Consider the following 22410-nt stretch of genomic DNA (forward strand, 5'->3'; position numbering starts at 1 on the left):
ACACCACCCCCCTTTTAATGATATGTATTCTCATTAAGCTTATTTCTCTTTAATTGATCGTTAGTTATTATGTACTACTATCTCTGCTTTTTTGATCTGTGACAGTTCAGGGTGCGGAATGTGGGTTGTAAACGAGATTTCCAATAGTTAATACTCTCAGCATTATTCATCCAAAACTCAATTACCGTATCTACTACTTGATCTAAATTCCAACCCCATTTTACAGGAATTGGTTCTATAGATTCCAGGAACGCATCTAAAGTACAAGTATGAGTTCCTAGATATTCTATCCCTTGATGTTGTGGTTTTACTAAACTCTGTTGTTGGTGATTAAAAAAATGCCAAACAGGAGATACCCCTATCAAATTGAAACTGTATTTAATCATTCTCGTCCTCCAAAGTTATCAATTGCCGATAAACCTCTGTTTTTGGCAAAAACTATTGCAGAAAAGTCCGCTAACTTCATCTAGAAAAAGTAGAATTTCTGCCAACTACATCAGTTTCAAGATTACCTCAGACATTAGCACTCAAGCCCTTTGACTGCTAGGATTTATTTGGTTTTTAGATTGTATTGATAAATAATATATGGCATTAATTCCAGGATGTAAATGATTTTTAGTATTTTTTCACCAAAAATCTATAAATCAGTATTTACCCCCCATTACTAGCTTTTATCTGATAGTATTTTATACTAAATTCTGTAGTCCAAACTGTTTACACACAGCAAGTTACCTGTTGGTTGGCATAAAACCCCAAGCAGGGGAACTAGATAACCTGTTACTAACAATATCTGACTAAAGTGCATACCCCTAAACCTGATTCTTTCCCAAGGGTAATTCATGAATTACCCCTACTTTGGTGATTTTTTTGGTAATTGCTGCGGTTGAGTAACCAAACCCGATAATTTTTGTCGGGTATGTTTGACGGTGATTTTGTCTCGTGCTACTATGATTTCAAAGTTGACGGATATCCAGGGAAAGGTAAATTATGACTCAGGCGATTACAAACCTCAACCAAGCAAACACTTCCATACTCAAAGCATTGAAGTGTAAAGAATGTGGCGCAGAATACGAGCTTAAAGCTACTCATGTATGTGAATTGTGTTTTGGTCCACTAGAAGTCAAATATGATTACAATGTTCTTAAAAGCTTAGTTAGTCGAGAAACTATTGAAGCAGGTCCCAACTCAATTTGGCGCTACCGTCACTTTTTGCCCGTTGCTACAGATAATTATATAGATGTCGGTACAGGGATGACTCCCTTGGTGCGTTCTCACCGTCTTGCCCGTCGCCTGGGTCTAAATAAGCTTTATATTAAAAATGATGCCGTGAATATGCCCACCCTGAGTTTTAAGGATCGGGTGGTATCCGTTGCCCTCAGTAGAGCGAGAGAATTAGGTTTTACAACTGTTTCTTGTGCTAGTACAGGTAACTTAGCAAATTCTACCGCAGCGATCGCCGCTCATGCCGGTTTAGATTGTTGTGTATTCATTCCTTCTGACTTAGAGGCTGGTAAAATTATCGGTAGTTTAATTTATAGTCCTACCCTAATGGCAGTCAAAGGCAATTATGATCAAGTTAATCGCCTTTGTTCAGAAGTTGCGAATACCCATGGTTGGGGTTTTGTGAATATTAACCTCCGTCCTTACTATTCTGAAGGCTCTAAAACCTTGGGCTTTGAAGTTGCAGAACAACTAGGTTGGGAATTACCAGATCATATAGTTGCACCATTGGCTTCCGGTTCTCTATTTACTAAAATTTATAAAGGTTTCCAAGAATTTGTAGAAGTTGGTTTAGTAGAAAATAAAGCTGTCCGGTTCAGTGGCGCTCAAGCAGAAGGTTGTTCTCCCATTGCGACAGCCTTTAAAGAAGGTAAAGACTTTATTAAACCAGTTAAACCGAATACAATTGCTAAATCAATCGCTATTGGCAACCCCGCAGATGGGGTATATGCTGTAGAAATAGCTCAAAAAACCAACGGTAATATTGAATCAGTTAATGATGCGGAAATTATCGAAGGTATTAAATTATTAGCAGAAACCGAAGGTATCTTTACAGAAACCGCAGGGGGTACAACCATTGCTGTTCTGAAAAAATTAGTAGAAGCCGGCAAAATCAATCCAGATGAAACCACAGTAGTTTATATCACTGGTAATGGGTTGAAAACCCAGGAAGCAATTCAAGGCTATATTGGCGAACCTTTGACAATTGAGGCCAAACTAGACAGTTTTGAGCGGGCGTTAGAAAGATCCCGGACCCTTGACCGTTTAGAATGGCAACAAGTCCTAGTTTAGAAGCTTTAGCGGTTAGAAACCGTAGTTATACAAATAAAGTCCACCTCCGTGGACTCAACAAAAATTCAGGTTTTTACCTGTCGCGGTTTATAACCGCCTATTTAGCTTACTCACTCACAATTAACGTTTAAACAATGGCCGTAACAGTTTTAGTTCCCACCGCTTTGCAACAGTTTACAGAAAATAAGTCCGTATTAGAATGTAGTGCTAGTAATATTTCTGGCTTATTAGATTCCTTAGAAGTAAGCTGTCCTGGTATTAAATCGCGTTTGTGTGATGATCAAGGCAAACTCAGACGGTTTTTGAATGTCTATGTTAACAGCGAAGATATTCGCTTTTTAGAAGGTGCAGAAACAACCCTAAAGGATGGTGACGAGGTGAGTATTGTTCCTGCTGTTGCGGGTGGTTGAAGCATATATAAATATTTAAAGTATAAAGTTTTAGTCATATCTCCTTATCTCGTTCCCAGTCTCCGACTGGGAATGCAGTCCAGAGGCTCTGCTTCAACAGTAAATGAATAAAATTCCCAAATTCATGGCTCTGGTATGTCAAAATAAAAATAACTGACTACCCCAAAACGAGCAATGGCAGAAGAAACCACACAAACTCCAGCAGAAAGCGAAAAAACCGCCGCCAAAGCTGCCAAAAAGGAAAAACCCCCAGCTTTGGAAGATAAACCTTTTGAAGAGTTTATGCAGCAACATTATCTCCCGGCACTGCAAGCAGCAATTACTAAAGAAGGTGTGCCAGATGTAAAACTGACTTTTGCCAAGCAGAAGTATTCCATAATTGGTTTTACCTCAGCGGAAGAATGTTGGCAAGTTATCGGTTCCTGGCAAGGGGGACAACGCCAGTTTAATGTATATTTCCCCGAAGAGAATATTCAAGGTAAAAAGGGTTTTTCCTGTAATGAAGGTAAAAAACCGAGTACCCTAGAATCATTTTTAATTGACGAGCGGAAAATCACCCTAGATTTGTTAGTATCTCGGTTAGTATATCGTTTGAACGGTCAAAAATGGCTAGGTAGAAATTAGTTAACGTAATCATAAGTCACGACTTCAGAAATGGAGTCGTTACCTATTTTTAGATAATTTAACAGAAGAATATATAGCATTTCCTAGTCTAATGAAGTACAAAAGTTCGGAAATGATAAATCATAGCGGTTCGCAACTTTACAATTCATCAAAGTAATAAGTCACAACTCCAGAAATAGGGTTGTTGCCTATTCTCACATGATTTGATTGTAGCATTTCTTTGAGCATGGTTTCTACTTCTATAAGACTAGCTCCTGTGGCCTTAACACCTTGAGTTACTGTTAAACTACCACCATTAGCCTCTGCTGCTTCTATGAGTTTGACAATGAGTGGTTTACCATTTGGTTGGTGAACTTGTGATATAAATATCCGCTCATTCATGGGTATACCCGCAGATGATACACCTGCTTTTAACCGCAATTTTTGCTCATATTCGTCAACCATATTCGGTATGATCACTAAATCAACAAGTTGTCCAATATAAAATAAACCACCAGTACATAGCCATAATAAACCAGTACCGATTTTGCCATTATATAAGCGATGTAAGCCTCCTATACCAAAAAAACCTGCTCCACACAGAAGATAAGAAACAAGAAGACGATCTTGATTTTGATTGTTTTTTATAGTCATTTTATTTTATGTCCATTAGGATTTACTGGTTTAATCATCTACCCTTTGATTAACTACCTTTCCTTAGTCCTCAATTCCCTTAACGATTCTATTTTTAATTTTAACCATGATTTCTCTTTCTCCTGAACTTCAAGCTAGACTTTCTACACCTCTCAAAATTGGATCATTTGCGGTTAAAAGCCGTGTTTTACAGTCTCCATTGTCGGGGGTGACGGATTTGGTCTTTCGTCGTTTAGTACGTCGTTATGCACCAGAATCTATGATGTATACAGAAATGGTCAATGCAACGGGTTTACACTATGTTAACCAATTACCAAAAATTATGGAGGTAGATCCTCAAGAAAGACCTATTAGTATTCAATTATTTGATTGTCGTCCCGATTTTCTAGCGGAGGCAGCAATAAAAGCGGTTGCGGAAGGTGCAGATACTGTTGATATTAACATGGGATGTCCAGTTAATAAAATTACTAAAAATGGTGGTGGTTCTTCTTTATTACGTCAACCGGAAATTGCAGAGGCAATTGTGCGGGAAGTTGTGAAAGCGGTAGATGTTCCTGTAACTGTGAAAACTCGTATTGGTTGGAATGATCATGAAATTACTATTTTAGATTTTGCTAAACGCATGGAAGACGCGGGAGCAAAAATGATTACTGTCCATGGACGCACTCGCGCTCAGGGTTATAATGGTAATGCGCGGTGGGAATGGATAGCTAAAGTTAAAGAAGTCCTGTCAATTCCTGTGATTGGTAATGGAGATATTTTTTCTGTGGAAGCTGCGGTAAAATGTTTAGAACAAACTGGCGCAGATGGGGTAATGTGTTCTCGTGGAACTTTAGGTTATCCCTTTTTAGTTGGTGAAGTTGATCATTTCTTAAAAACAGGAGAATTATTACCACCACCTAACCCCATTCAACGTTTAGAATGTGCGCGAGAACATCTTTTTGCTTTATGGGAATACAAGGGAGATAGGGGAGTCCGTCAAGCGCGTAAACACATGACTTGGTATGCTAAAGGTTTTGCTGGTGCTGCTGACTTACGGGGTAAATTAAGTTTAATGGAAACTGTACAACAAGGTTTAGATTTGATTGATAGAGCTAAGGAAAATCTAACTCATGGTTATGAAATTGAGGAAGAAATACCTGCAACTATAGCATAAATATAAAGAATAAAGATCAGGTCTCATTAACGTGGGGTGACATATCCTTCTGAGTTCAATGTTTTAAAAGCCAATTCTGTATTATAGCGGTTCTTGGTTGAGTAAAGTATAATATCCCCGCAAGAGAGCAGGGGTTATGATGTAAAAAAACTATCTTACAGCAAGTTCAGCTTGAGTGAGGTACACCTTGTGCGGGCAAGACTTGTACTGAGCTTGGTCGAAGTATGCCCGCACCACAAGAGTTTTATTATTAATATCTGTACTTCATAAACGGATAACTGCTGTATATTATTTCACAACTTTTAGAGTTTGTAAAGTTTCATCGGCACAACCACTAATAAAACCACCCATATTTTGAATTTCCTGTAAATATGCCAATGCTGATTTTGTAATTATTTCCCCCGGCATTAATACAGGAATTCCTGGAGGATAAGGACAAATAATTTCTGCACAAATTCTATCTTGGGTTTCCTCTACAGGTAATACTTCGCTATTAGCAAAAAAGGCCTCACGGGGAGAAATGGACAGATCATGACCTATTATAGCATCGTTTCTATTCTTACACGGTTGACACTCAGATGTCAAGGGGGTGACATGGCTAAGATTATTTAATCCCTGAATTAGGTTTTGAATATCTGCTTTTGTGTTTCCTAAGCTAATAATAAATGTGAGATTTTGCCAAGATGAAAATTCTGGAGTAACATCGAATTTTTTATCTAAAATTTCTTCAGCCGCAAAGCCTGTAAATCCTATTTCACTAACATTTACAGTTAATCTAGTTTGATCTAAATCTAGAAATTTTTGTGATTTTTCGCTATTAATTAAAGGAGTAGATAAACCAGGAATTTGATTAATTTTAATTATTGCTTCTTGCGCTAATTCCCAAGTTTGAGACATCAATTTTTTTCCATGTATTGCCATTTGATGACGTGCAGCATCTAAAGAAGCTAAAAGTATAAAACTAGGGCTGGTAGATTGAACTAATTGTAAGGCTTTATTAATTCTATCAATATCAATTCTATTTCCTTGAATATGTAACATTGATGCCTGTGTCATTGCCCCCAATGTTTTATGAATTGATTGTATAGTTAAATCTGCACCTGCGGTTAAAGCTGAGGTGGGTAATTGTGGGTGAAAATGAAAATGTGCGCCATGGGCTTCGTCTACAATTAAAGGAATATTATATTGATTAGTTAAGTGTGAAATCGCTTTTAAATCTCCACAAACACCATTATAAGTTGGATAAACTATCAATACTGCTTTTGTATCTGGATGTTCTATTAATGCTGCTTTTACTAATTCGGGTGTTATACTATATGTAATATCTAAATATTCATCATATTCAGGATTTATAAAAATAGGAATTGCACCAGAAAGAATTAATCCAGAAATAACTGAAGAATGAACATTGCGCGGGAGAATTATTTTTTCTCCCATTCTACAATTAGCAAGAATTGCAGCTGCAATTCCGCAGCTAGAACCATTAACTAAAAACCATGTTTTCTCAGCCCCAAAAGCCTCTGCTGCTAATTCTTGTGCTGCTAAAATTACGCTTTGGGGTGTAAATAAATTATCTAATTCTGCCAATTCTGTTAAGTCAGCATGAAAGACATCTTTACCTAATAAATCGCTTAAAAGTGGGGAAATACCCTGGCCGCGTTTATGCCCTGGGGTGTAAAATGGTGCATGAGAACGGGTTGTACAAGCTTTTAATGCCTCTATAAGCGGGGTTTGGTTTTGATTTAGCATATTGTCAATGTCCCCTAGGGTCTTTTAAGCAAGGAATAAAAACCTTTGGCTTGAGTGAAGTACACCCTCTCAGCAATACTAACTATTTTCTCGGCTCTGACATTCTGATATATAATAAACATACTGCGTAAACAACAAGGAGGTAATTTAGAGTGTCAATGTGCGTTCTACAGTAAAAATCTCCTATTAATTTTTAATTGTCCCCCTCTTGTGAAAAATGTTAGACAAAATATTTAATTACCTAAACTTTCACTTCAGCGTTGAAGCCTCCATTGTTCTCTTGATTTTAGTATTTTTAGAAGCGGTACTATCCGCTGATAATGCGATCGCCCTCGCTGCGATCGCCCAAGGACTAGAAGACAAAAAACGAGAAGGTCAAGCCCTCAACATTGGCTTAGTATTCGCTTATATTTTAAGAATTACCCTGCTATTAACAGCGACTTGGGTACAAAAATTCTGGCAATTTGAACTTTTAGGCGCCGGTTATCTCTTATGGTTAGTATTTCAACACTTTAGTTCTCAGGAAGACGAGTCCAATCATCATCACGGTCCACGGTTTAAATCTCTGTGGCAAGCTATACCCGTAATCGCCTTGACAGATTTAGCTTTTTCCTTGGATAGTGTCACAACAGCGATCGCAGTTTCTCAAGAAACATGGTTAGTAATCACCGGTACAACCATTGGTATTTTCACCCTAAGATTCATGGCTGGATTATTTATCCGCTGGTTAGATGAATATGAAAATTTAGAAGACGCGGGTTATATTACTGTCGCATTTGTGGGTTTACGGTTGCTGTTAAAAGTCATCAATGATGATTTAGTGCCACCACAATGGCTGGTAGTAACTGTTATTGGTGTGATCTTAGCTTGGGGATTTTCCAAGCGTACCGTTGTTGAATTAGTCCCAGAAGAAAGGGAAAAAACTGAAGTCTCAAAGTGATGAGGACGGGAACTAGGTAACAGGTAAGAGTTTATTACCAATTACCTTTCCTGAACCTTTCCTCAATTCATAACAAACCCCGATAACGAATAAAAATCAAAACCACAGCCCAAGAACCTAATGCTACCTTAACAGCAACTAGGATGTTTAATATCGGTAAAATTCCACCACTAAATAAGGCCCCTAACTCACCGTGGGGTAATTCTAGCCCCGATAAAGTTATGACTGCTAAAACAATAAAAACCAATACCGAAACCTTTTCCCAAGTAGCAGCGTGCCAACGGTGATAAATATCCTGCATCCACTGATATGATGAAGTAATTGCTATGAGTCCAATTGCTGTACCACCAGCCACACCAGCTGCAAAACCGCCTCCAGGACTCAAATGTCCCCTAATTGCTAATTCAATACCCACTAACGCCGCAATTGTCGCCCCTAGACGAGCTAATATTATTGATGGTTGATCTTTGAATTGATAAATACTGCAAGATGGTTTGTCATTGGCTAGTAAAAAATTAGCTCCGAGAATGGCGATAGTAAAAACAATTACTTCAAAGATTGTATCATATAACCGATTTCTGAAAATAATCCCTGATACCGCATTGGGAACACCACTTTCTTTAACTACTGTTTCCACAATGGAAATATCTGATAAATTCGGTTCATAATTAGGCATGATCAGCATTTTCACAAATAAAGCTATTCCCGCTAAAATGTAGACTAATTTCATAAATGCTGCTCCCCTAAATGTCAAACATGGAAATATTTTAAAATTGTTTTTGGTAATGAAAGTTCACTTTCTATAATGTTATAGATACGTTGCACTCGAATTGCAGTTTGGTAGGTTTCTTCTCCTTGATGACTTTCTTCCAAACGCACACAAGTAGCATGAATTTCCTTTTCTATTAATGCCTGTTGTAGACTTTGGTTATTGCTATAGGGAACAATTTCTAGCCGTAAGTAATGTTTGTTAAAAATCTGGCGAAATTCGTTGATAAGTTGTTGCAAAGTGCTATCCTGATTTTTTTCTATTGACTGATTTTCAATGACACCAAGACGCAAAACTAAAGATGAACGGACTGCAATTGCATAGAGAGCAATTGATAGCATTGTTCCCATTAATGCTTCTGTTAAAGCTACATCTGCTGCTCCTAAAACTGCATCTACCATTGCGGCTATGGCACCGAGTACCCCACGAATCACTAAAGCATGATAGGGGTTAGTTTGAGTTACTAACATCCCCGCAGTTAAGGGTAATAAAGCAATGATCAAATAGAGATAAGTATCATTCATTTTTTGCCTCTTGTGTTGAACAATATGCTAATACATAACCCAGCATAGTATTCCAAATTGCTAAGGAAATAATGCCCAGAATAAGTAATGGCCATTCACTGGGTATTTTCAATAATAGTCCGATGATAATAATCATTGAACCTAAAGTATCAGCAACAGAAAGTCCATGTAATTTGAATAATACTGATCTGTTGCTAACTAAATGAAAAGTTCCCCAAAACCAAAAAACTATGCCTATACCTATACAGCTATAACTCAGAAAGTTGATCATACTTCACCCAATCTTCTCAGGATATGTGCTAATAACATTAATCCGGCATTTCCTACACTCAGAATAATCGCTGCAACTACACCAATCATCCAATCATCTCGCAAAACGGAAATTACAAGAATCATGATTGCTACTTTACTGGAAATACTACCAAAAGCTAACATTTTCTGCCAAGTATCATCACTTTTACCAGCTTCATAAATGGGGATAAGTAAAGCTACAATCATTGCCATTAAGACTATTTCTAAGTTCATAATTGTTACCTGCCGGGTTTAATTTGGTGGACCTCATACCATCCTTCTTCACGGTATTTAAAAACTATGGTTTTGGGTGTGAAGGTAATTAGAAATATATCCACAAAAATCAATAAAGGTGATCTTTTGAGTTTGACTTTCTCCATAATAATTTCTTCTTGATGATGGGGACGCAGGATAATTTCAAATGCCTCCATAAAAGCCAATGGAATGGTAATAATAATTTTAATTATCACCTTTAACCAAGCTTTTAATTTTTCTGGTGAGGATTTACCACGTGGTAAAAGTAAGGCAATAATGACACCAATGATAATATTTGTTAAACTCACGTTAGCAGTGAGTAAAAACCAAATTGATAATCTTAATATGAGATGTCCAATCATGGGAAAGCCATCCAAAATAGCAAAATTAAAGTCAGACTCATGACACCAACCAAATGCTCAAATTCTTCAAATACACGAGGTAAAGATATTGATAACTTTTTGAAAATAACATGATAGGCTAACCAGCCCACAGCAATGGTTATAAGTGCTTTTGTAATATCAGCAGTATTATAAGCTTGAGGATAGACAATATTGGCAACAATTAAACCAGTGATCAAAAATATTATTGATATCCAAAAACCTGGTTTGATTTTCTGTTCTCCTTCTCGACTGTGGGGTAAAAAAATAAATTTAGCAAAGGATATTGCTGTACCGACTGCGGCAATATTCATAATTATAAATTGCCAAGATGCTAAATTTTTCATGCTTAAACTCTTAGCAGCAAAACCTGATAATAAAGGGAAACCAGAAATTGATAAACTAGCGATAACTAAGGCTATCCAAATTGTTGTATGAATGGGTTTATATTGCAATTCTTTAAAGTTGCGACTGGGTAAAGAACCCGCAATCAAAAATAAAGATGATTTGACTAATCCATGGGTAAGAGCATAAAATCCACCTACTACTGGTGCCGCGAGAATAAAGCCTAATTGGGAAATTGTGTGAAAGGCCAACATTCGCTTAGTATCTTTTTCCAAAACAGCATAGGATACACCCATTAAAGCCGTTCCTACACCGAAAATTCTGACTATGATATCAATTTCTTCGGAAACTAATGCAGTACGCAATAAAGGTAAAACACTGGCTTTAACAACAATTCCTGACATCAATGCGGAAACTGGTGTTTCTGATTCAGAATGAGTTAAAGGTAACCATAAACCGGATACAAAAATCCCAGCTTTGATTAATAATCCCAGAAAAATTAATGCTAGTGCTTCCGGTGGTGATCCCTTTAAACCTGTAAAACTAAAGGAATGATGTGTCTGATAAACCAGCGCCGCACCAACTAGATAAAACAACATGGAAGTATTACTTACAAATAGATACCGTAAACCTACCCAAATTGAGCGATCGCTACGGGGATAAGCAATCAATAAAAAGGCCGCAATACCACTTACCTCTAAAGCCACATATAAACTAATGAAATCTGCACAGACAAAGGCAGCATTGAGGCTACCATGGACAATAATCATCTGAGCATAGAAAAAAGCCGTTTTATCACTGCGCCAGCAGTAGAGAGCAACAGCAGCCGTGACTATAGCATTTGTGAGAATAAAGTAAGCGCTTAACTCGTCTGCTATTAATTTAATACCGAAACTGTCTAGTAAATTCAGTGTCACTGGTGATGGATTGAGAAATAACTGCAACCCATAAGCAGCAGAAGCAATAGTTCCCCACAGAGTTAAATGTCGGTTGAGTTTGGGAACGATAAAAATGATGAATCCTAGAAAAAATGGGGTAGCAATCCAAGTCAATGTAATAGTATTCATCTAAACCTCCTCCAGGAGACCCCCACCAAAACTGTACTCAGTTTGGTGATGGGAGGAATGGAGGGTTAATTGTGAAACGTCCCTTGAGTAATTTTGTGCGTTAGCACAAATAGCGAGAAGGACAGTTGAGTAATTAACAAATCTTTTATACTGCATACGAATAACCATCCTTTGCGTGAATGCGTTTACAAAACTTATGTGATATTCCTTGAATCAATCCATTTTTAGTAGAAATATTGAAACTACCAGTTGAACGAATAGCAACTTTTCCTACATAAGTACCAATCTTTTTACCAGTGGTGACAACCGCTTTAGCAATATCGCCAGTTTGAAAACCAAAATGTATTTTTTCTCTCGGTACGTGCCTATTCGGAAAACCGTACTTGTCGGTTCGGCAAGATTGCCTAGAACCGTGACCGTTAGCTGTAATTAGCAGTAGTTTAACACCTTTGATATTGAGAATTGGAGTTGACTGACCAACACAAGCTGCGTCAATCCAGTGCGTTTTCTCTAAATTTTGCTCACTTCTATTAAACTTTGTTAACCCTCCTGAACCTGTTTCTACAGGTAATCCAGTTGCTTTTAGGACTTTTAGTAATGCAGTACGAGTTGTGTTTACTGCGGCTGCATCAGCCAGTGGTCTTTTGGCTTGCTTCAAGATTTTCTCTAACTTTGAAAAGTCTTTTTTGAGAAAATCTTTGATGTCTTTCGTTCCCTTTTTGGTGTTACACTTTTCACAACTTAAAGTGAGATTCGTAATTGAATTACTACCACCCTTGGCTCGTGGATGAATATGTTCTACTTGAAAAGGAACGTCTTTCGCTCCACAGTAAGCACATTGTCTACCCCACTTTTCTAGTAAGTATTCTCTGGTTTCGTAACCAGCTAAAGTTCCCTGTTGATATTCCTGTCCTTGAATATCAGGATTAGCCATTAACTGCATATCAAACCTGACTAATTCTTGACTAATAGCCTGAATTGGTGCAAAGTTGAGTAACTTCTTAACCCAAGTTTTGATATTCTCAACCCGACTTTGTAAGCTCGGTGCTAACCATCCTTCTGGACGGGTTCTATTCAAAAACCTTGGTTGTCTGTAACGAGTTTTTCTTGCACGTCTAGAACGTCTTAATTGCCTTCTAGAAGTTAAAGCATCTCTAATTGCAAAACCTCTATGTTTTAATTCAGCAGCAAATACAACCTCGCCAGTTAAATCATTAACTAATGCCATTCCCGTAAATTTTGCACCAGGGTCAATCTTTAGTCTTAGCGACGATATTGGGGAGTCAGGACGGGATTTTTTGAGAATAATTGTGAACGGAAACTGTCTAAATATTGCTGCTTTTTTGCTTCTTAGTAGTTGTCTGGCTTGCGCTGAATGAATTGGGTTTAATGGCGTGAAGTTGGTATCTAAAACAAATACTTTGGACATATTGTCCCTCCTTTCGACTGCGCTCAAGGCAAGCCTTGCGGGTAATGTTAGCCTGGACAAAGATTTAAAGGCTTTTTACGCTAACAGCACTGGATTAACCCAATAAGCCTGTTTAACTGTTAACCTCAGCAGCTACAAACTGGCTGCGTATTTGTAGGTGAGATGACCTGAAAATCGTAGTGATTTAACACTTAGTCGGGTAAACTCTGGGCTTTAAAAGCCCCCACTTACCCTAAGGGAAGTGGTGGGTAATTTACGGTGTATTATTTTTCTCAATCTCATGGGTTTCCAGGGTGGGATTATCCTGTGCTAATTTCATCACACCAACCAGCATCAAAGCCTGAATAGAAAAACCAATGACTATCGCTGTTAATATCACTGCTTGGGGAACAGGATCGGCATAATTAATATTTTTTACACTAGAAATAATGGGGGTAAATAAGCCTTCTCGTGATGCAATTAGTACATAAAAGGCAATCACACCTGTACTCATCACATCCATGGAGACAATTTTCATCACCAGGTTTTTTTTGAGGATAATCCCGAAAAAACCGCACAATATTGTTATTAGTACACAGGCTTCTAACACGGTAATTAATTATTTTATTTTATGCTCAAGTGATAATTTAATATAAGCACAGATTTTTGGTACTAACTCAATATCAAGTGCTAAAATATTTTGATGATTATTATAGTGATATCTAATGATTTAGTATTAAGGAACTTATGTATCATATCTTGGCTTGCAATCTTTTTTTCCTACCCTCCAAAAGGAGGTTTTCAAAATCTCTTATGGTCTATTAAATTTTTTATATTCATTTAAGGTAACAGGTGACAGGTAACAGCTAAGAGTTTTACTACCCATTACCCATTACCCATTACCTATTACCTATTACCTAATTACTCATTTAACCACGGTTTTGAATGGGGTTGCCAAGCAACTAATTCTTCATCCTTAAACCATAAAGCTATTTCTGTTTGGGCTGTTTCTTGAGCATCAGAACCGTGAATCAGGTTACGACCTACATTAACGCCAAAATCGCCACGAATTGTACCTGGTTCTGCGTTTAAGGGATTGGTTGCACCAATAATCTTTCTCGCTGCTGCAACAACGCCCTCACCTTCCCAAACCATTGCTACAACTGGACTAGAAATGATAAATTCCACTAACCCAGGAAAAAAAGGTCTTTCACGGTGAACAGCATAGTGTTGTTCCGCTAATTCTCTACTGACTTTCATAAACTTCAACCCAACTAAAGTAAAGCCTTTAGTTTCAAAACGGCGGATAATTTCACCCACCAAACCACGCTGTACACCGTCCGGCTTAATTGCTAAAAATGTGCGTTCCAAGTCTGTCTCCAAAAACATAATCAAATTTTGATGGGTTAATTGTCAGTTGTATTGAGGTCTTTTGTCTAGTAGTCTGAGCAATTTTCCCTGATCATGGTGGATAACCGGATTGAATTACCATTTTCTTTACCCATTACATACAGCAATAGGTAATTAACCGCAGATAAACGCAGATAAACGCAAATTTTTGTAACTAACCATTCTCAGCACAAGGGAGTATTGGGTGATTATCCTAATTCTTAATCAGAAATTATTTCTAGTCTTATATCCTTTACCAGACTATTTTGTTAAATTGTTAATTCGTGGGCAACACACAGAGGTCAGGAAGAAATGGGTGTCGAGTCAACTGCTGATGAGATTGTAAAAATGCCGCCTAATGGGCATAAAGCTGAATTGAAAAGCCAAAGAGAGAAGAAACTGTTAGTACCTACTAGCATAAGCACGGGAAATTTATCTATTCCCTGGAAAATTGAGAATAGTGAAGACCTTTATCGGATTGAAGGTTGGGGTCGGCCTTATTTCTCGATTAATGCTGCTGGTCATGTAACTGTTTCTCCCAAGGGTGAACGTGGTGGGTCTTTGGACTTGTTTGAGTTGGTCAATGCTCTACAACAGCGTAATTTAGGTCTTCCTATGTTAATCCGCTTTTCCGATATTTTGGAAGACCGGATTGAGCGCTTAAATGCTTGTTTTGCTAAGGCGATCGCCCGCTATAATTACCCTGGTGTCTATCGTGGGGTTTTTCCTGTTAAGTGCAATCAACAACGTCACCTGATTGAAGATTTAGTTCGTTTTGGTAAACCCCATCAATTTGGTTTGGAAGCAGGTTCTAAGCCAGAATTAATGATCGCTTTGGCTTTATTGGATACCCCTGGAGCATTGTTAATTTGCAATGGCTACAAAGACCAGGAATACATCGAAACCGCTATGTTAGCCCAAAGACTAGGACAAACACCAATTATCGTCCTAGAGCAAATTGAAGAGGTGGATTTAGCCATTGCTGCTAGTCGTCAATTAGGAATTAAGCCAATTTTGGGAGTTAGAGCCAAATTAAGCACACAAGGTATGGGTCGCTGGGGAACTTCTACAGGCGATCGCGCTAAATTTGGCTTAACAATTCCCGAAATTATGGAAGCTGTAGAAAAATTAGGTGCAGCTGACTTACTCGGTTCTCTACAACTGTTACATTTTCACATTGGTTCGCAAATCTCCGCTATCAATGTCATTAAGGATGCCATTCAAGAAGCTAGTCGTATTTACGTAGAATTGGCGATGCTAGGGGCAGATATGAAATACTTAGATGTTGGGGGTGGTTTGGGTGTAGATTATGACGGCTCGCAAACGAACTTCTACACCTCAAAAAACTACAATATGCAAAACTATGCTAACGACATTGTAGCCGAATTAAAAGATACCTGTGATGAACGGCAAATTACCGTACCTACTCTTGTGAGTGAAAGTGGTCGGGCAATTTCCTCTCACCAATCAGTGTTGATTTTTGACGTTCTCAGTACCAGTGATGTCCCCCTTGATCCTCCTGATCCTCCCCAAGACGGAGAATCTCCAATTATTAAATACCTGTGGGAAACTTACCAATCTATCAATAAGGAAAATTACCAAGAATTTTATCACGACGCTGCTCAATTCAAAGAAGAAGCTATCAGTCGCTTTAATTTAGGAATTTTGCGCTTGAATGAACGCGCTAAGGCCGAACGTCTTTACTGGGCTTGTTGTCAAAAAGTTTTAACTATCATCCGTCAGGAAGAATACGTACCTGACGAATTGGAAGACCTAGAAAAAATCATGGCTTCCATTTACTACATCAATCTTTCTGTGTTTCAATCAGCACCAGATTGTTGGGCTATAGATCAACTATTTCCCATTATGCCCATACATCGTCTGGATGAAGAACCAACCCGCAGAGGAATTTTAGCAGACCTCACCTGTGATAGTGATGGGAAAATAGACCGCTTTATAGATTTGCGAGATGTGAAATCAGTGTTAGAATTACACAAATTTCATCCAGGAAAACCCTATTATTTGGGAATGTTCCTGAATGGAGCATACCAGGAAATTATGGGGAATTTACATAATCTCTTTGGTGATACTAACGCCGTTCATATCAATTTAACTCCCAAGGGCTACCAAATTGAACACGTTGTTAAAGGTGATACCATGAGTGAAGTCGTTAGTTACGTTCAATACGATGCTGAAGACATGGTAGAAAATATTCGCCAGCGTTGTGAGCGGGCTTTAGAAGAACAGCACATCACCTTAGCGGAATCTCAGCGACTTCTACAAACTTACGAGCAAAGTTTACAACGGTATACTTACTTGAATAGTTAATAGTCATTAGTCAGGGATCAGTTGTCAGTAGCAAATTACAACTGACAACTGACAACTAACTAAATTGAACTTGTTCCCAATAATTCAGCAATGGCTTTATGTTCTAAAGGCGTTTCTATGGGACGAGTTTGACGGGCATCTGTAATCAGCCAATCTAAAGCCGCAGCTTGGACATCAATGGATGCTCCCGTTTTATCTACACAGTAACGCCCAAACACTAATTTATCAACTAGGCGGACTCCGGGAGCTAAACGGGACCATTCAAAAATCACGCTGTTATCTACAGTAGCCCCACTACAAATCCAGCAATTTGGACCAATCATGGCCGGTCCAATAATTTTTGCTCCGTCTTCAATTTTGGTCATTCCACCAATATAAACAGGTCCAGTAATATCAACTTTATCCCAATTTACAGATACATTCAAACCAGTAAAAATACCGGGAGCGACTTCATGTCCGGGGATTTGTACATTTTTGATTTCCCCCGATAAAACACCGCGAATTGCTCGCCAGTAATCGGGAACTTTACCAATATCTACCCATTCAAAATCCATGGGAATAGCATAAAAAGGGGCGTTATCTGCCACAAGTTGGGGAAATAACTGGCCACCAATGTCATATTCTACTCCAGAGGGTATATACTTAAATACTTCTGGCTCGAAAATATAAATACCCGTATTGATATTAGTGCTAAGAGCTTCTTCTATTGGGGGTTTTTCTTGGAAGGCTTTAATGCGATTATCGTCGTCAGTAACTACCACACCATAGCTAGAAACTTCTTCCTTGGGAACTGATTTAGTGATAATGGTAGCGATCGCACCTTTGGATTTATGCCATTTTACTGCCGCAGTTAAGTCTAAGTCAATTAAAGCATCACCACACAATACTACAAAGGTATCATCAAAAAATGGTGAGAAGTCTTGAATCCGACGCATACCCCCAGCCGAACCAATGGCTTCCCCCACGAGTTTACCATCATCATCAATTTTACCTTCAAAAGAATAGGCAATCTGCACTCCAAACCGCTGACCATCACGGAAATAACTTTCTATTTCCTCCGCTAAATGGCTGACATTGACCATAATTTGATCAAATCCGTGTTGGCGCAATAATTCCAATAAAAATTCCATTACTGGCTTTTGCAGTATAGGAATCATGGGCTTAGGAATTGTATAGGTAATAGGACGGATACGAGTACCCTTTCCTGCTGCAAGAATCATTGCTTTCATAAAATCTTATTCCTTAGTAATTGGTCAGTTGTCAGTTGTCATTAGGGGATAGAAATTTATGCTCCCCCTGCTCCTGGACTTTAATTAGGTAAACGAATTGAAATTTCCTGGTAAAATTCTTTTTGGAATAACTCCACCTTAGATTGAGCCGAGAGCAGTAGTAAAGCCCAAAAAACGCTAATCATGCTACCATGTCCTGATTGATGATTATGTCCGTTTTTCCCTGGTTGCTTTGTCTGTATCCATAAATCTATCAGTTCTTCTAGATTCCAACATTGTTCCTCCAAATTTCGCTCTTTAGCAGCACGATGTAACACCTGTTCTAGCTCTAACGCGACCTCCGTTAAATTTTCTTGGTGGGCTAACTCTAGGGCTTCCCGCATGGTTTGCACACTAGACTGGCGCTTAGTTCGCTGAGGTTTATCAGATTTTTCTACCAGTTTCAACTGGCTGGCCATGATTTGCAACTGGTCTATTAACTCTTGCAGTGTCACTCGACGTTTTCGAGGTGGCATAGCTGCTGGACGACGACGCAGGTGTTGCTCTAATTGTAAGGGACGGGCTGGACATGACAATCCATCTTCAATTTCTAATATTGTATCATCTATAACTTCTTCTGGAGTATTATATACCGTTGACAGTTGCATTAATGTATTTGCCTTAAATAATACAAGCTTTGATGCTGATAAAAAAGCCTGTCCAGATTGAGATAAATCATTTTCATAGCCTCTGGTAGTTGCTTCTGGGGACATTAATTTCAAGTAATGATCAATCACCTCAATAACTCGCACGTCCCAAGGGTCAATTTCCCCTTTTTCGGCTTGGGAAATCAGGTGTGTAATTGTTTCTAATAATTCAACTGCATCCATCAATTCAAAATTTAATATACCAGAAATCAGAGGTCACGCAATTTTAGATTTTAGATTTTAGATTTTAGATTTTAGATTTTAGATTTTAGATTTTAGATTTATTCCAAGTAGCTTATTTCTGAATCCAGTAAGTATAAATATAGCTACACTACCTAGTTTATCAGACCTTTTTAAATATTGGTTTAAATATTGGTTTAAATCTTGGTTTAATATTAGATGCCGTTTAACATCTAAAATCTAAAATTTGCTCAAGAACAAGAGTTTCACTGACCGCTGACTAATTTATTCATCTTCCCCAAATTCTGAGCCGTAATTAGCCCGAAAATTTGCGACAAAATCACTATGCTGACTGTTTTTGATCACATCGAAAGTACCTTTGATAGTTCCAGCAATTGGTACAGCCACCAGTGTTCCCAGCAAACCCGCAATTTCAAATCCCATTAAAATGGCGATAAAAATCCACAGGGGGTTGAGTCCGATAAAATTACCCATGAGTTTGGGAGCTAATAGATTATCTTTAATTTGTTGCATGATAATTGCCATTGTAGCGACTGGAAATGCTAACCACCAATTTTGAATTAATACCAATATTGTGACTAAACCAATGCCTAAGGTTGCGCCAACAACAGGAATAAGTCCAGAAATACCGATAATAATAGCAAATAAGAGGGCAAATGGTACTCTCAAAAATAAGAAAATTGGCGTGAGGGCTATGATCATAAATAGCCCTAGTAACAATTGACTCAGAAAGAAGTTCTGGAAATTTAATTGTAATGACTTGCTCAGGGGAATACCGATATTTGATGGTAAAAGATTGATTAGTCCAGTCCAGACGCGATCGCCATATATTAACATATAAAAAGCGAGAACTATGACTAATATAACATTGAGTATTCCTGATAATAGCGTTCCCGCAAATCCTACAGCCCCTGAAGCTATTTGCTGAACTAGGTTCTGTATATTAGCATTAATTTGATTTGTCACCAGCTTTAAATCTATAGATAACCGTCTTTGCTTCGCTAACATCTCTAAATGATCGAAATTGGCTTGACTAGTCGCTAACCAATCTGGAATCTTATTCAAAAGTTGAATGGTTTGATCAATCAACATTGGTACAAGAGTAACACATAAAACAATAAATAGAGTTAAGGTAAGTAGTAAAACAATAATTACTGCTTGAGTGCGTCTAATTCTAATATTTTCAAATAACTTGACTGGATAATTCAGTAAAAAAGCCAGAATGGCAGAAATACTGAGGATAGTCAGAGGATTTTGAAAAAAATGAAATAATACAGACATCAGCCAGATATTGAGAGCAATAATTGGTCCACTGAGTCCATAAATTAACAAAGTTTGCAGAGGGGCAAAACGGCGCATCTGATTTAATGTATAAACAGGGGGCTTCAGGGGCTTGCAGGGCAGGGTGGCGTAATTCCTATTTCCTATTGTCCAAAAAACGTACTGATTTTGATCATAGAATGTTTCCCCCAATACTAATATACGCTGAATCTAAATCGTGAGAAAATAAAAATGATAGATAAAAGCATTGCTGATCTTCGTAAAGATTACACCCTAGAAGATTTAAATGAAGAAGAAATTGACCCGAATCCATTTATACAATTTAAAATTTGGTTTAACCAGTCCGTAGCAGCCCAACTACCTGAACCTAATGCCATGACTTTGGCTACCTGTACACCTGATGGTAAGCCTTCGGCGAGAATGGTACTACTCAAGGATATTGACGAACGGGGTTTTGTATTATTCACTAATTACAATAGTCAAAAAGGACAAGAAATATCAGTAAATCCCCATGCTGCTTTGGTTTTTTGGTGGGCTGAACTAGAACGTCAAGTCAGAATTGTGGGGACTGTCGAGAAAATTTCCTCAGCACAGTCTGATAGCTATTTTGAAGTGCGTCCACCCTTTAGCCGTTTAGGTGCTTGGGCTTCTAATCAAAGTGAAGTAATTTCCAGCAGAAATGTATTAGAGACACAATTAATAGAGTTTCAGCGTCAATATCAAAATCAAGAAGTGCCTCGACCTCCTCATTGGGGGGGGTTTCGAGTTATTCCCCAGGAAATTGAGTTTTGGCAAGGAAGATCCAGCCGCTTACATGATCGGTTGCGATATACTCTTGTAGATAATGGAAATTGGAAAATCGAGCGGTTATCACCTTAATTTTAGATTAATTTTAGATTCCCGACTTCTCCAAGCAGTCGGGAATCTTTTTGTGTAGCCTCATAACGCCAGCTATCAAAAATGATTTAATTTTTCTATAAAAAGATACTGATCTAAGAAAAAAACGATGATTATTGATTAATAATTCCTAAGAAGTTACCTGGTAAAATTATGTTAGATATTTGTTTCTTAAAGTACAGATACAAGAAAATGCCATTAGCTATGATAAACAGAACTTATCAAAGAGACTAAAATTTATGAATATAGTAGTGATCAGAGTAATTAAAACAGCGGAAAATTTTTAAATACTGATCAGACAAAGGTATTAAAAGTTGACTACTGATTGCTATATTATTTGTGTTTTTTTGTAAAATTTCAATAGTTTTTAATACAATCTCTTCAATTTATGAGAATTATACATATATTGAATCATATCCAAGAAATCGGTAATGGTATTGTGAATGTAGCTGTTGATCTGGCTTGTTTACAATCCCAAGCTGGTGATCATGTAGCGGTAATTTCAGCAGGAGGAGAATACGAAAAATTATTAAATAAATTTGGGGTTAAACACTATACAATAAACCAAAATCGCCAGCCAATAAATATGATCAAAGCGGCGGTAGGTTATCGGAAAATTGTGGGAGAATTTCAGCCAGATATAGTTCATGCTCACATGATGACTGGTGTGGTTTTAGCAAGAGCATTGAGGTGGGGAAATAGATATAATTTAGTGGCTACAGTACATAATGAATTTCAACGTAGTAGTGTATTAATGGGTTTAGCTGACCGAGTAATTGCTGTTAGTAAAGCCGTTAAAAATTCGATGGTAAAACGGGGAATTTCTGAAGAGAAACTACGAGTAATTTGTAATGGAACTTTGGGTAGCCCTCGGACTAGGAAAATCTCGGATTATCAACCTTTAAGTTTACACCGTCCTGCGATTGTTACTGTAGCGGGAATGTACAAACGGAAGGGAATTGCTGAGTTAATTGCAGCTTTTGAGGAAGTTACTCAAAATTTTCCCACAGTCAATTTATATCTAGTAGGAAATGGACCAGATAAACAAATATTTGAAGCTCAAGCTCAAGCAACGGACGTTAGTGATCAAATTCATTTTGTCGGATTTTGTCCCGAACCACAACGTTATTTACTAGCCTGTGATATTTTTGTCTTAGCTTCCCACCGTGATCCTTGTCCTTTGGTGCTTTCAGAAGCGAGGGAAGCTGGGGTAGCTATTGTGGCTACTGAGGTAGACGGAATTCCAGAGGCGTTAGATAATGGGAAAGCGGGAATATTAGTTCCGGCTCAGAATAGCCATAAATTGGCTGAAGCATTAATAAAACTATTGAGTAATACAAATATGCTTCAAGAATGGAAAAATCGGGCGCAAGAAAACTTAGAATGGTTAAATGTTGCCCGTGTACATCAAGAAACATTAGCTGTGTATCATGAGTTCGCTTTTCAGGAAACTTTTTCAACCTATACACAACTTGATTAATAATAGTTATTTCCAGTGCATATCTGGTAAATTATCTATAAGTGTGTAACAGCAGCGAAGAAGAATAATAAACAGG

At 37.9% G+C, this 22410-nt stretch carries 23 protein-coding genes; 8 read left to right on the forward strand and 15 right to left on the reverse strand.

From position 1 onward, the window contains the following. Window positions 1–77 precede the first annotated feature (77 nt). On the reverse strand, window positions 78–383 hold the full coding sequence (locus tag FFO06_RS14685) for a hypothetical protein (protein WP_137908742.1): 306 nt from the start codon (window positions 381–383) through the stop codon (window positions 78–80). 604 nt (window positions 384–987) lie between these two features. Here FFO06_RS14685 and thrC point away from each other — a divergent pair. The 3 genes from thrC to FFO06_RS14700 all read left to right on the forward strand — a co-directional run bounded on the left by thrC (window position 988) and on the right by FFO06_RS14700 (window position 3326). Beyond that, window positions 988–2292 (forward strand): threonine synthase, encoded by a 1305-nt coding sequence (gene thrC / locus FFO06_RS14690; protein WP_028082282.1) that lies wholly within the window; start codon window positions 988–990, stop codon window positions 2290–2292. A gap of 134 nt (window positions 2293–2426) precedes the next feature. Next, window positions 2427–2702 carry a MoaD/ThiS family protein gene (locus tag FFO06_RS14695; RefSeq protein WP_137908703.1) on the forward strand — a complete coding sequence of 92 codons (276 nt, stop codon included), beginning with the start codon at window positions 2427–2429 and terminating at the stop codon, window positions 2700–2702. 174 nt (window positions 2703–2876) lie between these two features. Beyond that, window positions 2877–3326: a DUF2996 domain-containing protein gene (locus FFO06_RS14700; protein WP_028082280.1), complete on the forward strand. Its 450-nt coding sequence runs from the start codon at window positions 2877–2879 to the stop codon at window positions 3324–3326. Window positions 3327–3464: 138 nt separating this feature from the next. Here the strand turns inward: FFO06_RS14700 and FFO06_RS14705 are convergent, their stop codons facing one another. Further along, window positions 3465–3959: a TM2 domain-containing protein gene (locus tag FFO06_RS14705; RefSeq protein ID WP_137908704.1), complete on the reverse strand. Its 495-nt coding sequence runs from the start codon at window positions 3957–3959 to the stop codon at window positions 3465–3467. Window positions 3960–4065: 106 nt separating this feature from the next. On the opposite strand from FFO06_RS14705, the gene dusB reads away from it, so the two are divergent. Then, the gene (gene dusB, locus FFO06_RS14710; RefSeq protein ID WP_137908705.1) at window positions 4066–5115 is read left to right on the forward strand and encodes a tRNA dihydrouridine synthase DusB; all 1050 of its coding nucleotides are present in this window, start codon (window positions 4066–4068) and stop codon (window positions 5113–5115) included. 288 nt (window positions 5116–5403) lie between these two features. Here dusB and FFO06_RS14715 read toward each other — a convergent pair whose 3' ends face one another. Further along, complete coding sequence (locus FFO06_RS14715; protein ID WP_137908706.1) at window positions 5404–6864, reverse strand: aminotransferase class I/II-fold pyridoxal phosphate-dependent enzyme; 1461 nt, start codon at window positions 6862–6864, stop codon at window positions 5404–5406. A gap of 217 nt (window positions 6865–7081) precedes the next feature. Between FFO06_RS14715 and FFO06_RS14720 the strand changes: the two genes are divergently transcribed. Further along, window positions 7082–7804, forward strand: a complete 723-nt coding sequence (locus FFO06_RS14720; protein ID WP_137908707.1) for a TerC family protein — start codon at window positions 7082–7084, stop codon at window positions 7802–7804. Between the two features lie 67 nt (window positions 7805–7871). Here the strand turns inward: FFO06_RS14720 and FFO06_RS14725 are convergent, their stop codons facing one another. From FFO06_RS14725 to ndk, 9 genes are all read right to left on the reverse strand, one after another. Continuing rightward, window positions 7872–8534: a Na(+)/H(+) antiporter subunit B gene (locus tag FFO06_RS14725; protein WP_028082275.1), complete on the reverse strand. Its 663-nt coding sequence runs from the start codon at window positions 8532–8534 to the stop codon at window positions 7872–7874. 20 nt (window positions 8535–8554) lie between these two features. Beyond that, window positions 8555–9097, reverse strand: coding sequence for a DUF4040 domain-containing protein (locus FFO06_RS14730; protein WP_137908708.1), 543 nt, complete (start codon window positions 9095–9097; stop codon window positions 8555–8557). Next, window positions 9090–9368 carry a monovalent cation/H(+) antiporter subunit G gene (locus FFO06_RS14735; protein ID WP_137908709.1) on the reverse strand — a complete coding sequence of 93 codons (279 nt, stop codon included), beginning with the start codon at window positions 9366–9368 and terminating at the stop codon, window positions 9090–9092. Before FFO06_RS14735 ends, FFO06_RS14730 begins: the two co-directional genes overlap by 8 nt. Further along, a complete protein-coding gene (locus FFO06_RS14740; protein WP_137908710.1) occupies window positions 9365–9622 on the reverse strand; it encodes a hypothetical protein in 258 nt (85 codons plus the stop codon). Before FFO06_RS14740 ends, FFO06_RS14735 begins: the two co-directional genes overlap by 4 nt. A gap of 5 nt (window positions 9623–9627) precedes the next feature. Beyond that, on the reverse strand, window positions 9628–10005 hold the full coding sequence (locus tag FFO06_RS14745; protein ID WP_137908711.1) for a Na+/H+ antiporter subunit E: 378 nt from the start codon (window positions 10003–10005) through the stop codon (window positions 9628–9630). Continuing rightward, window positions 10002–11435, reverse strand: a complete 1434-nt coding sequence (locus tag FFO06_RS14750) for a cation:proton antiporter (protein ID WP_137908712.1) — start codon at window positions 11433–11435, stop codon at window positions 10002–10004. Before FFO06_RS14750 ends, FFO06_RS14745 begins: the two co-directional genes overlap by 4 nt. A 145-nt stretch (window positions 11436–11580) precedes the next feature. After that, complete coding sequence (gene iscB, locus FFO06_RS14755) at window positions 11581–12864, reverse strand: RNA-guided endonuclease IscB (protein WP_137908713.1); 1284 nt, start codon at window positions 12862–12864, stop codon at window positions 11581–11583. Between the two features lie 253 nt (window positions 12865–13117). Next, complete coding sequence (locus FFO06_RS14760; RefSeq protein ID WP_028082268.1) at window positions 13118–13453, reverse strand: cation:proton antiporter subunit C; 336 nt, start codon at window positions 13451–13453, stop codon at window positions 13118–13120. A gap of 311 nt (window positions 13454–13764) precedes the next feature. Then, window positions 13765–14214 carry a nucleoside-diphosphate kinase gene (gene ndk / locus FFO06_RS14765; protein ID WP_137908743.1) on the reverse strand — a complete coding sequence of 150 codons (450 nt, stop codon included), beginning with the start codon at window positions 14212–14214 and terminating at the stop codon, window positions 13765–13767. 330 nt (window positions 14215–14544) lie between these two features. On the opposite strand from ndk, the gene speA reads away from it, so the two are divergent. Continuing rightward, window positions 14545–16560: a biosynthetic arginine decarboxylase gene (speA, locus tag FFO06_RS14770; RefSeq protein ID WP_028082266.1), complete on the forward strand. Its 2016-nt coding sequence runs from the start codon at window positions 14545–14547 to the stop codon at window positions 16558–16560. 59 nt (window positions 16561–16619) lie between these two features. On the opposite strand, the gene FFO06_RS14775 is transcribed toward speA, so the two are convergent. The 3 genes from FFO06_RS14775 to FFO06_RS14785 all read right to left on the reverse strand — a co-directional run bounded on the left by FFO06_RS14775 (window position 16620) and on the right by FFO06_RS14785 (window position 20035). After that, the gene (locus tag FFO06_RS14775) at window positions 16620–17789 is read right to left on the reverse strand and encodes a nucleotidyltransferase family protein (protein WP_137908714.1); all 1170 of its coding nucleotides are present in this window, start codon (window positions 17787–17789) and stop codon (window positions 16620–16622) included. 80 nt (window positions 17790–17869) lie between these two features. After that, window positions 17870–18658 carry a segregation/condensation protein A gene (locus tag FFO06_RS14780; RefSeq protein ID WP_137908715.1) on the reverse strand — a complete coding sequence of 263 codons (789 nt, stop codon included), beginning with the start codon at window positions 18656–18658 and terminating at the stop codon, window positions 17870–17872. 282 nt (window positions 18659–18940) lie between these two features. Next, on the reverse strand, window positions 18941–20035 hold the full coding sequence (locus FFO06_RS14785) for an AI-2E family transporter (protein ID WP_137908716.1): 1095 nt from the start codon (window positions 20033–20035) through the stop codon (window positions 18941–18943). A gap of 156 nt (window positions 20036–20191) precedes the next feature. Here FFO06_RS14785 and pdxH point away from each other — a divergent pair, with 156 nt between their 5' ends. Continuing rightward, on the forward strand, window positions 20192–20836 hold the full coding sequence (gene pdxH / locus FFO06_RS14790; protein ID WP_137908744.1) for a pyridoxamine 5'-phosphate oxidase: 645 nt from the start codon (window positions 20192–20194) through the stop codon (window positions 20834–20836). A 406-nt stretch (window positions 20837–21242) separates the two neighbouring features. Next, window positions 21243–22334, forward strand: a complete 1092-nt coding sequence (locus tag FFO06_RS14795) for a glycosyltransferase family 4 protein (RefSeq protein WP_137908717.1) — start codon at window positions 21243–21245, stop codon at window positions 22332–22334. The last annotated feature ends 76 nt before the right edge of the window (window positions 22335–22410 follow it).

It is taken from the genome of Dolichospermum planctonicum (genome assembly GCF_005402965.1).
GTDB lineage: Bacteria > Cyanobacteriota > Cyanobacteriia > Cyanobacteriales > Nostocaceae > Dolichospermum > Dolichospermum planctonicum.

Coding starts and splice junctions, on each gene's coding strand:
- iscB (WP_137908713.1), bottom strand. CDS start 12,864: ATGTCCAAAGTATTTGTTTTAGATACCAACTTCACGCCATTAAACCCA.
- dusB (WP_137908705.1), top strand. CDS start 4,066: ATGATTTCTCTTTCTCCTGAACTTCAAGCTAGACTTTCTACACCTCTC.
- speA (WP_028082266.1), top strand. CDS start 14,545: ATGGGTGTCGAGTCAACTGCTGATGAGATTGTAAAAATGCCGCCTAAT.
- FFO06_RS14735 (WP_137908709.1), bottom strand. CDS start 9,368: ATGATCAACTTTCTGAGTTATAGCTGTATAGGTATAGGCATAGTTTTT.
- FFO06_RS14730 (WP_137908708.1), bottom strand. CDS start 9,097: ATGAATGATACTTATCTCTATTTGATCATTGCTTTATTACCCTTAACT.
- FFO06_RS14780 (WP_137908715.1), bottom strand. CDS start 18,658: ATGGATGCAGTTGAATTATTAGAAACAATTACACACCTGATTTCCCAA.
- FFO06_RS14705 (WP_137908704.1), bottom strand. CDS start 3,959: ATGACTATAAAAAACAATCAAAATCAAGATCGTCTTCTTGTTTCTTAT.
- FFO06_RS14750 (WP_137908712.1), bottom strand. CDS start 11,435: ATGAATACTATTACATTGACTTGGATTGCTACCCCATTTTTTCTAGGA.
- FFO06_RS14775 (WP_137908714.1), bottom strand. CDS start 17,789: ATGAAAGCAATGATTCTTGCAGCAGGAAAGGGTACTCGTATCCGTCCT.
- FFO06_RS14745 (WP_137908711.1), bottom strand. CDS start 10,005: ATGATTGGACATCTCATATTAAGATTATCAATTTGGTTTTTACTCACT.
- FFO06_RS14695 (WP_137908703.1), top strand. CDS start 2,427: ATGGCCGTAACAGTTTTAGTTCCCACCGCTTTGCAACAGTTTACAGAA.
- FFO06_RS14700 (WP_028082280.1), top strand. CDS start 2,877: ATGGCAGAAGAAACCACACAAACTCCAGCAGAAAGCGAAAAAACCGCC.
- FFO06_RS14720 (WP_137908707.1), top strand. CDS start 7,082: ATGTTAGACAAAATATTTAATTACCTAAACTTTCACTTCAGCGTTGAA.
- FFO06_RS14715 (WP_137908706.1), bottom strand. CDS start 6,864: ATGCTAAATCAAAACCAAACCCCGCTTATAGAGGCATTAAAAGCTTGT.
- FFO06_RS14795 (WP_137908717.1), top strand. CDS start 21,243: ATGAGAATTATACATATATTGAATCATATCCAAGAAATCGGTAATGGT.
- FFO06_RS14740 (WP_137908710.1), bottom strand. CDS start 9,622: ATGAACTTAGAAATAGTCTTAATGGCAATGATTGTAGCTTTACTTATC.
- FFO06_RS14725 (WP_028082275.1), bottom strand. CDS start 8,534: ATGAAATTAGTCTACATTTTAGCGGGAATAGCTTTATTTGTGAAAATG.
- FFO06_RS14785 (WP_137908716.1), bottom strand. CDS start 20,035: ATGCGCCGTTTTGCCCCTCTGCAAACTTTGTTAATTTATGGACTCAGT.
- thrC (WP_028082282.1), top strand. CDS start 988: ATGACTCAGGCGATTACAAACCTCAACCAAGCAAACACTTCCATACTC.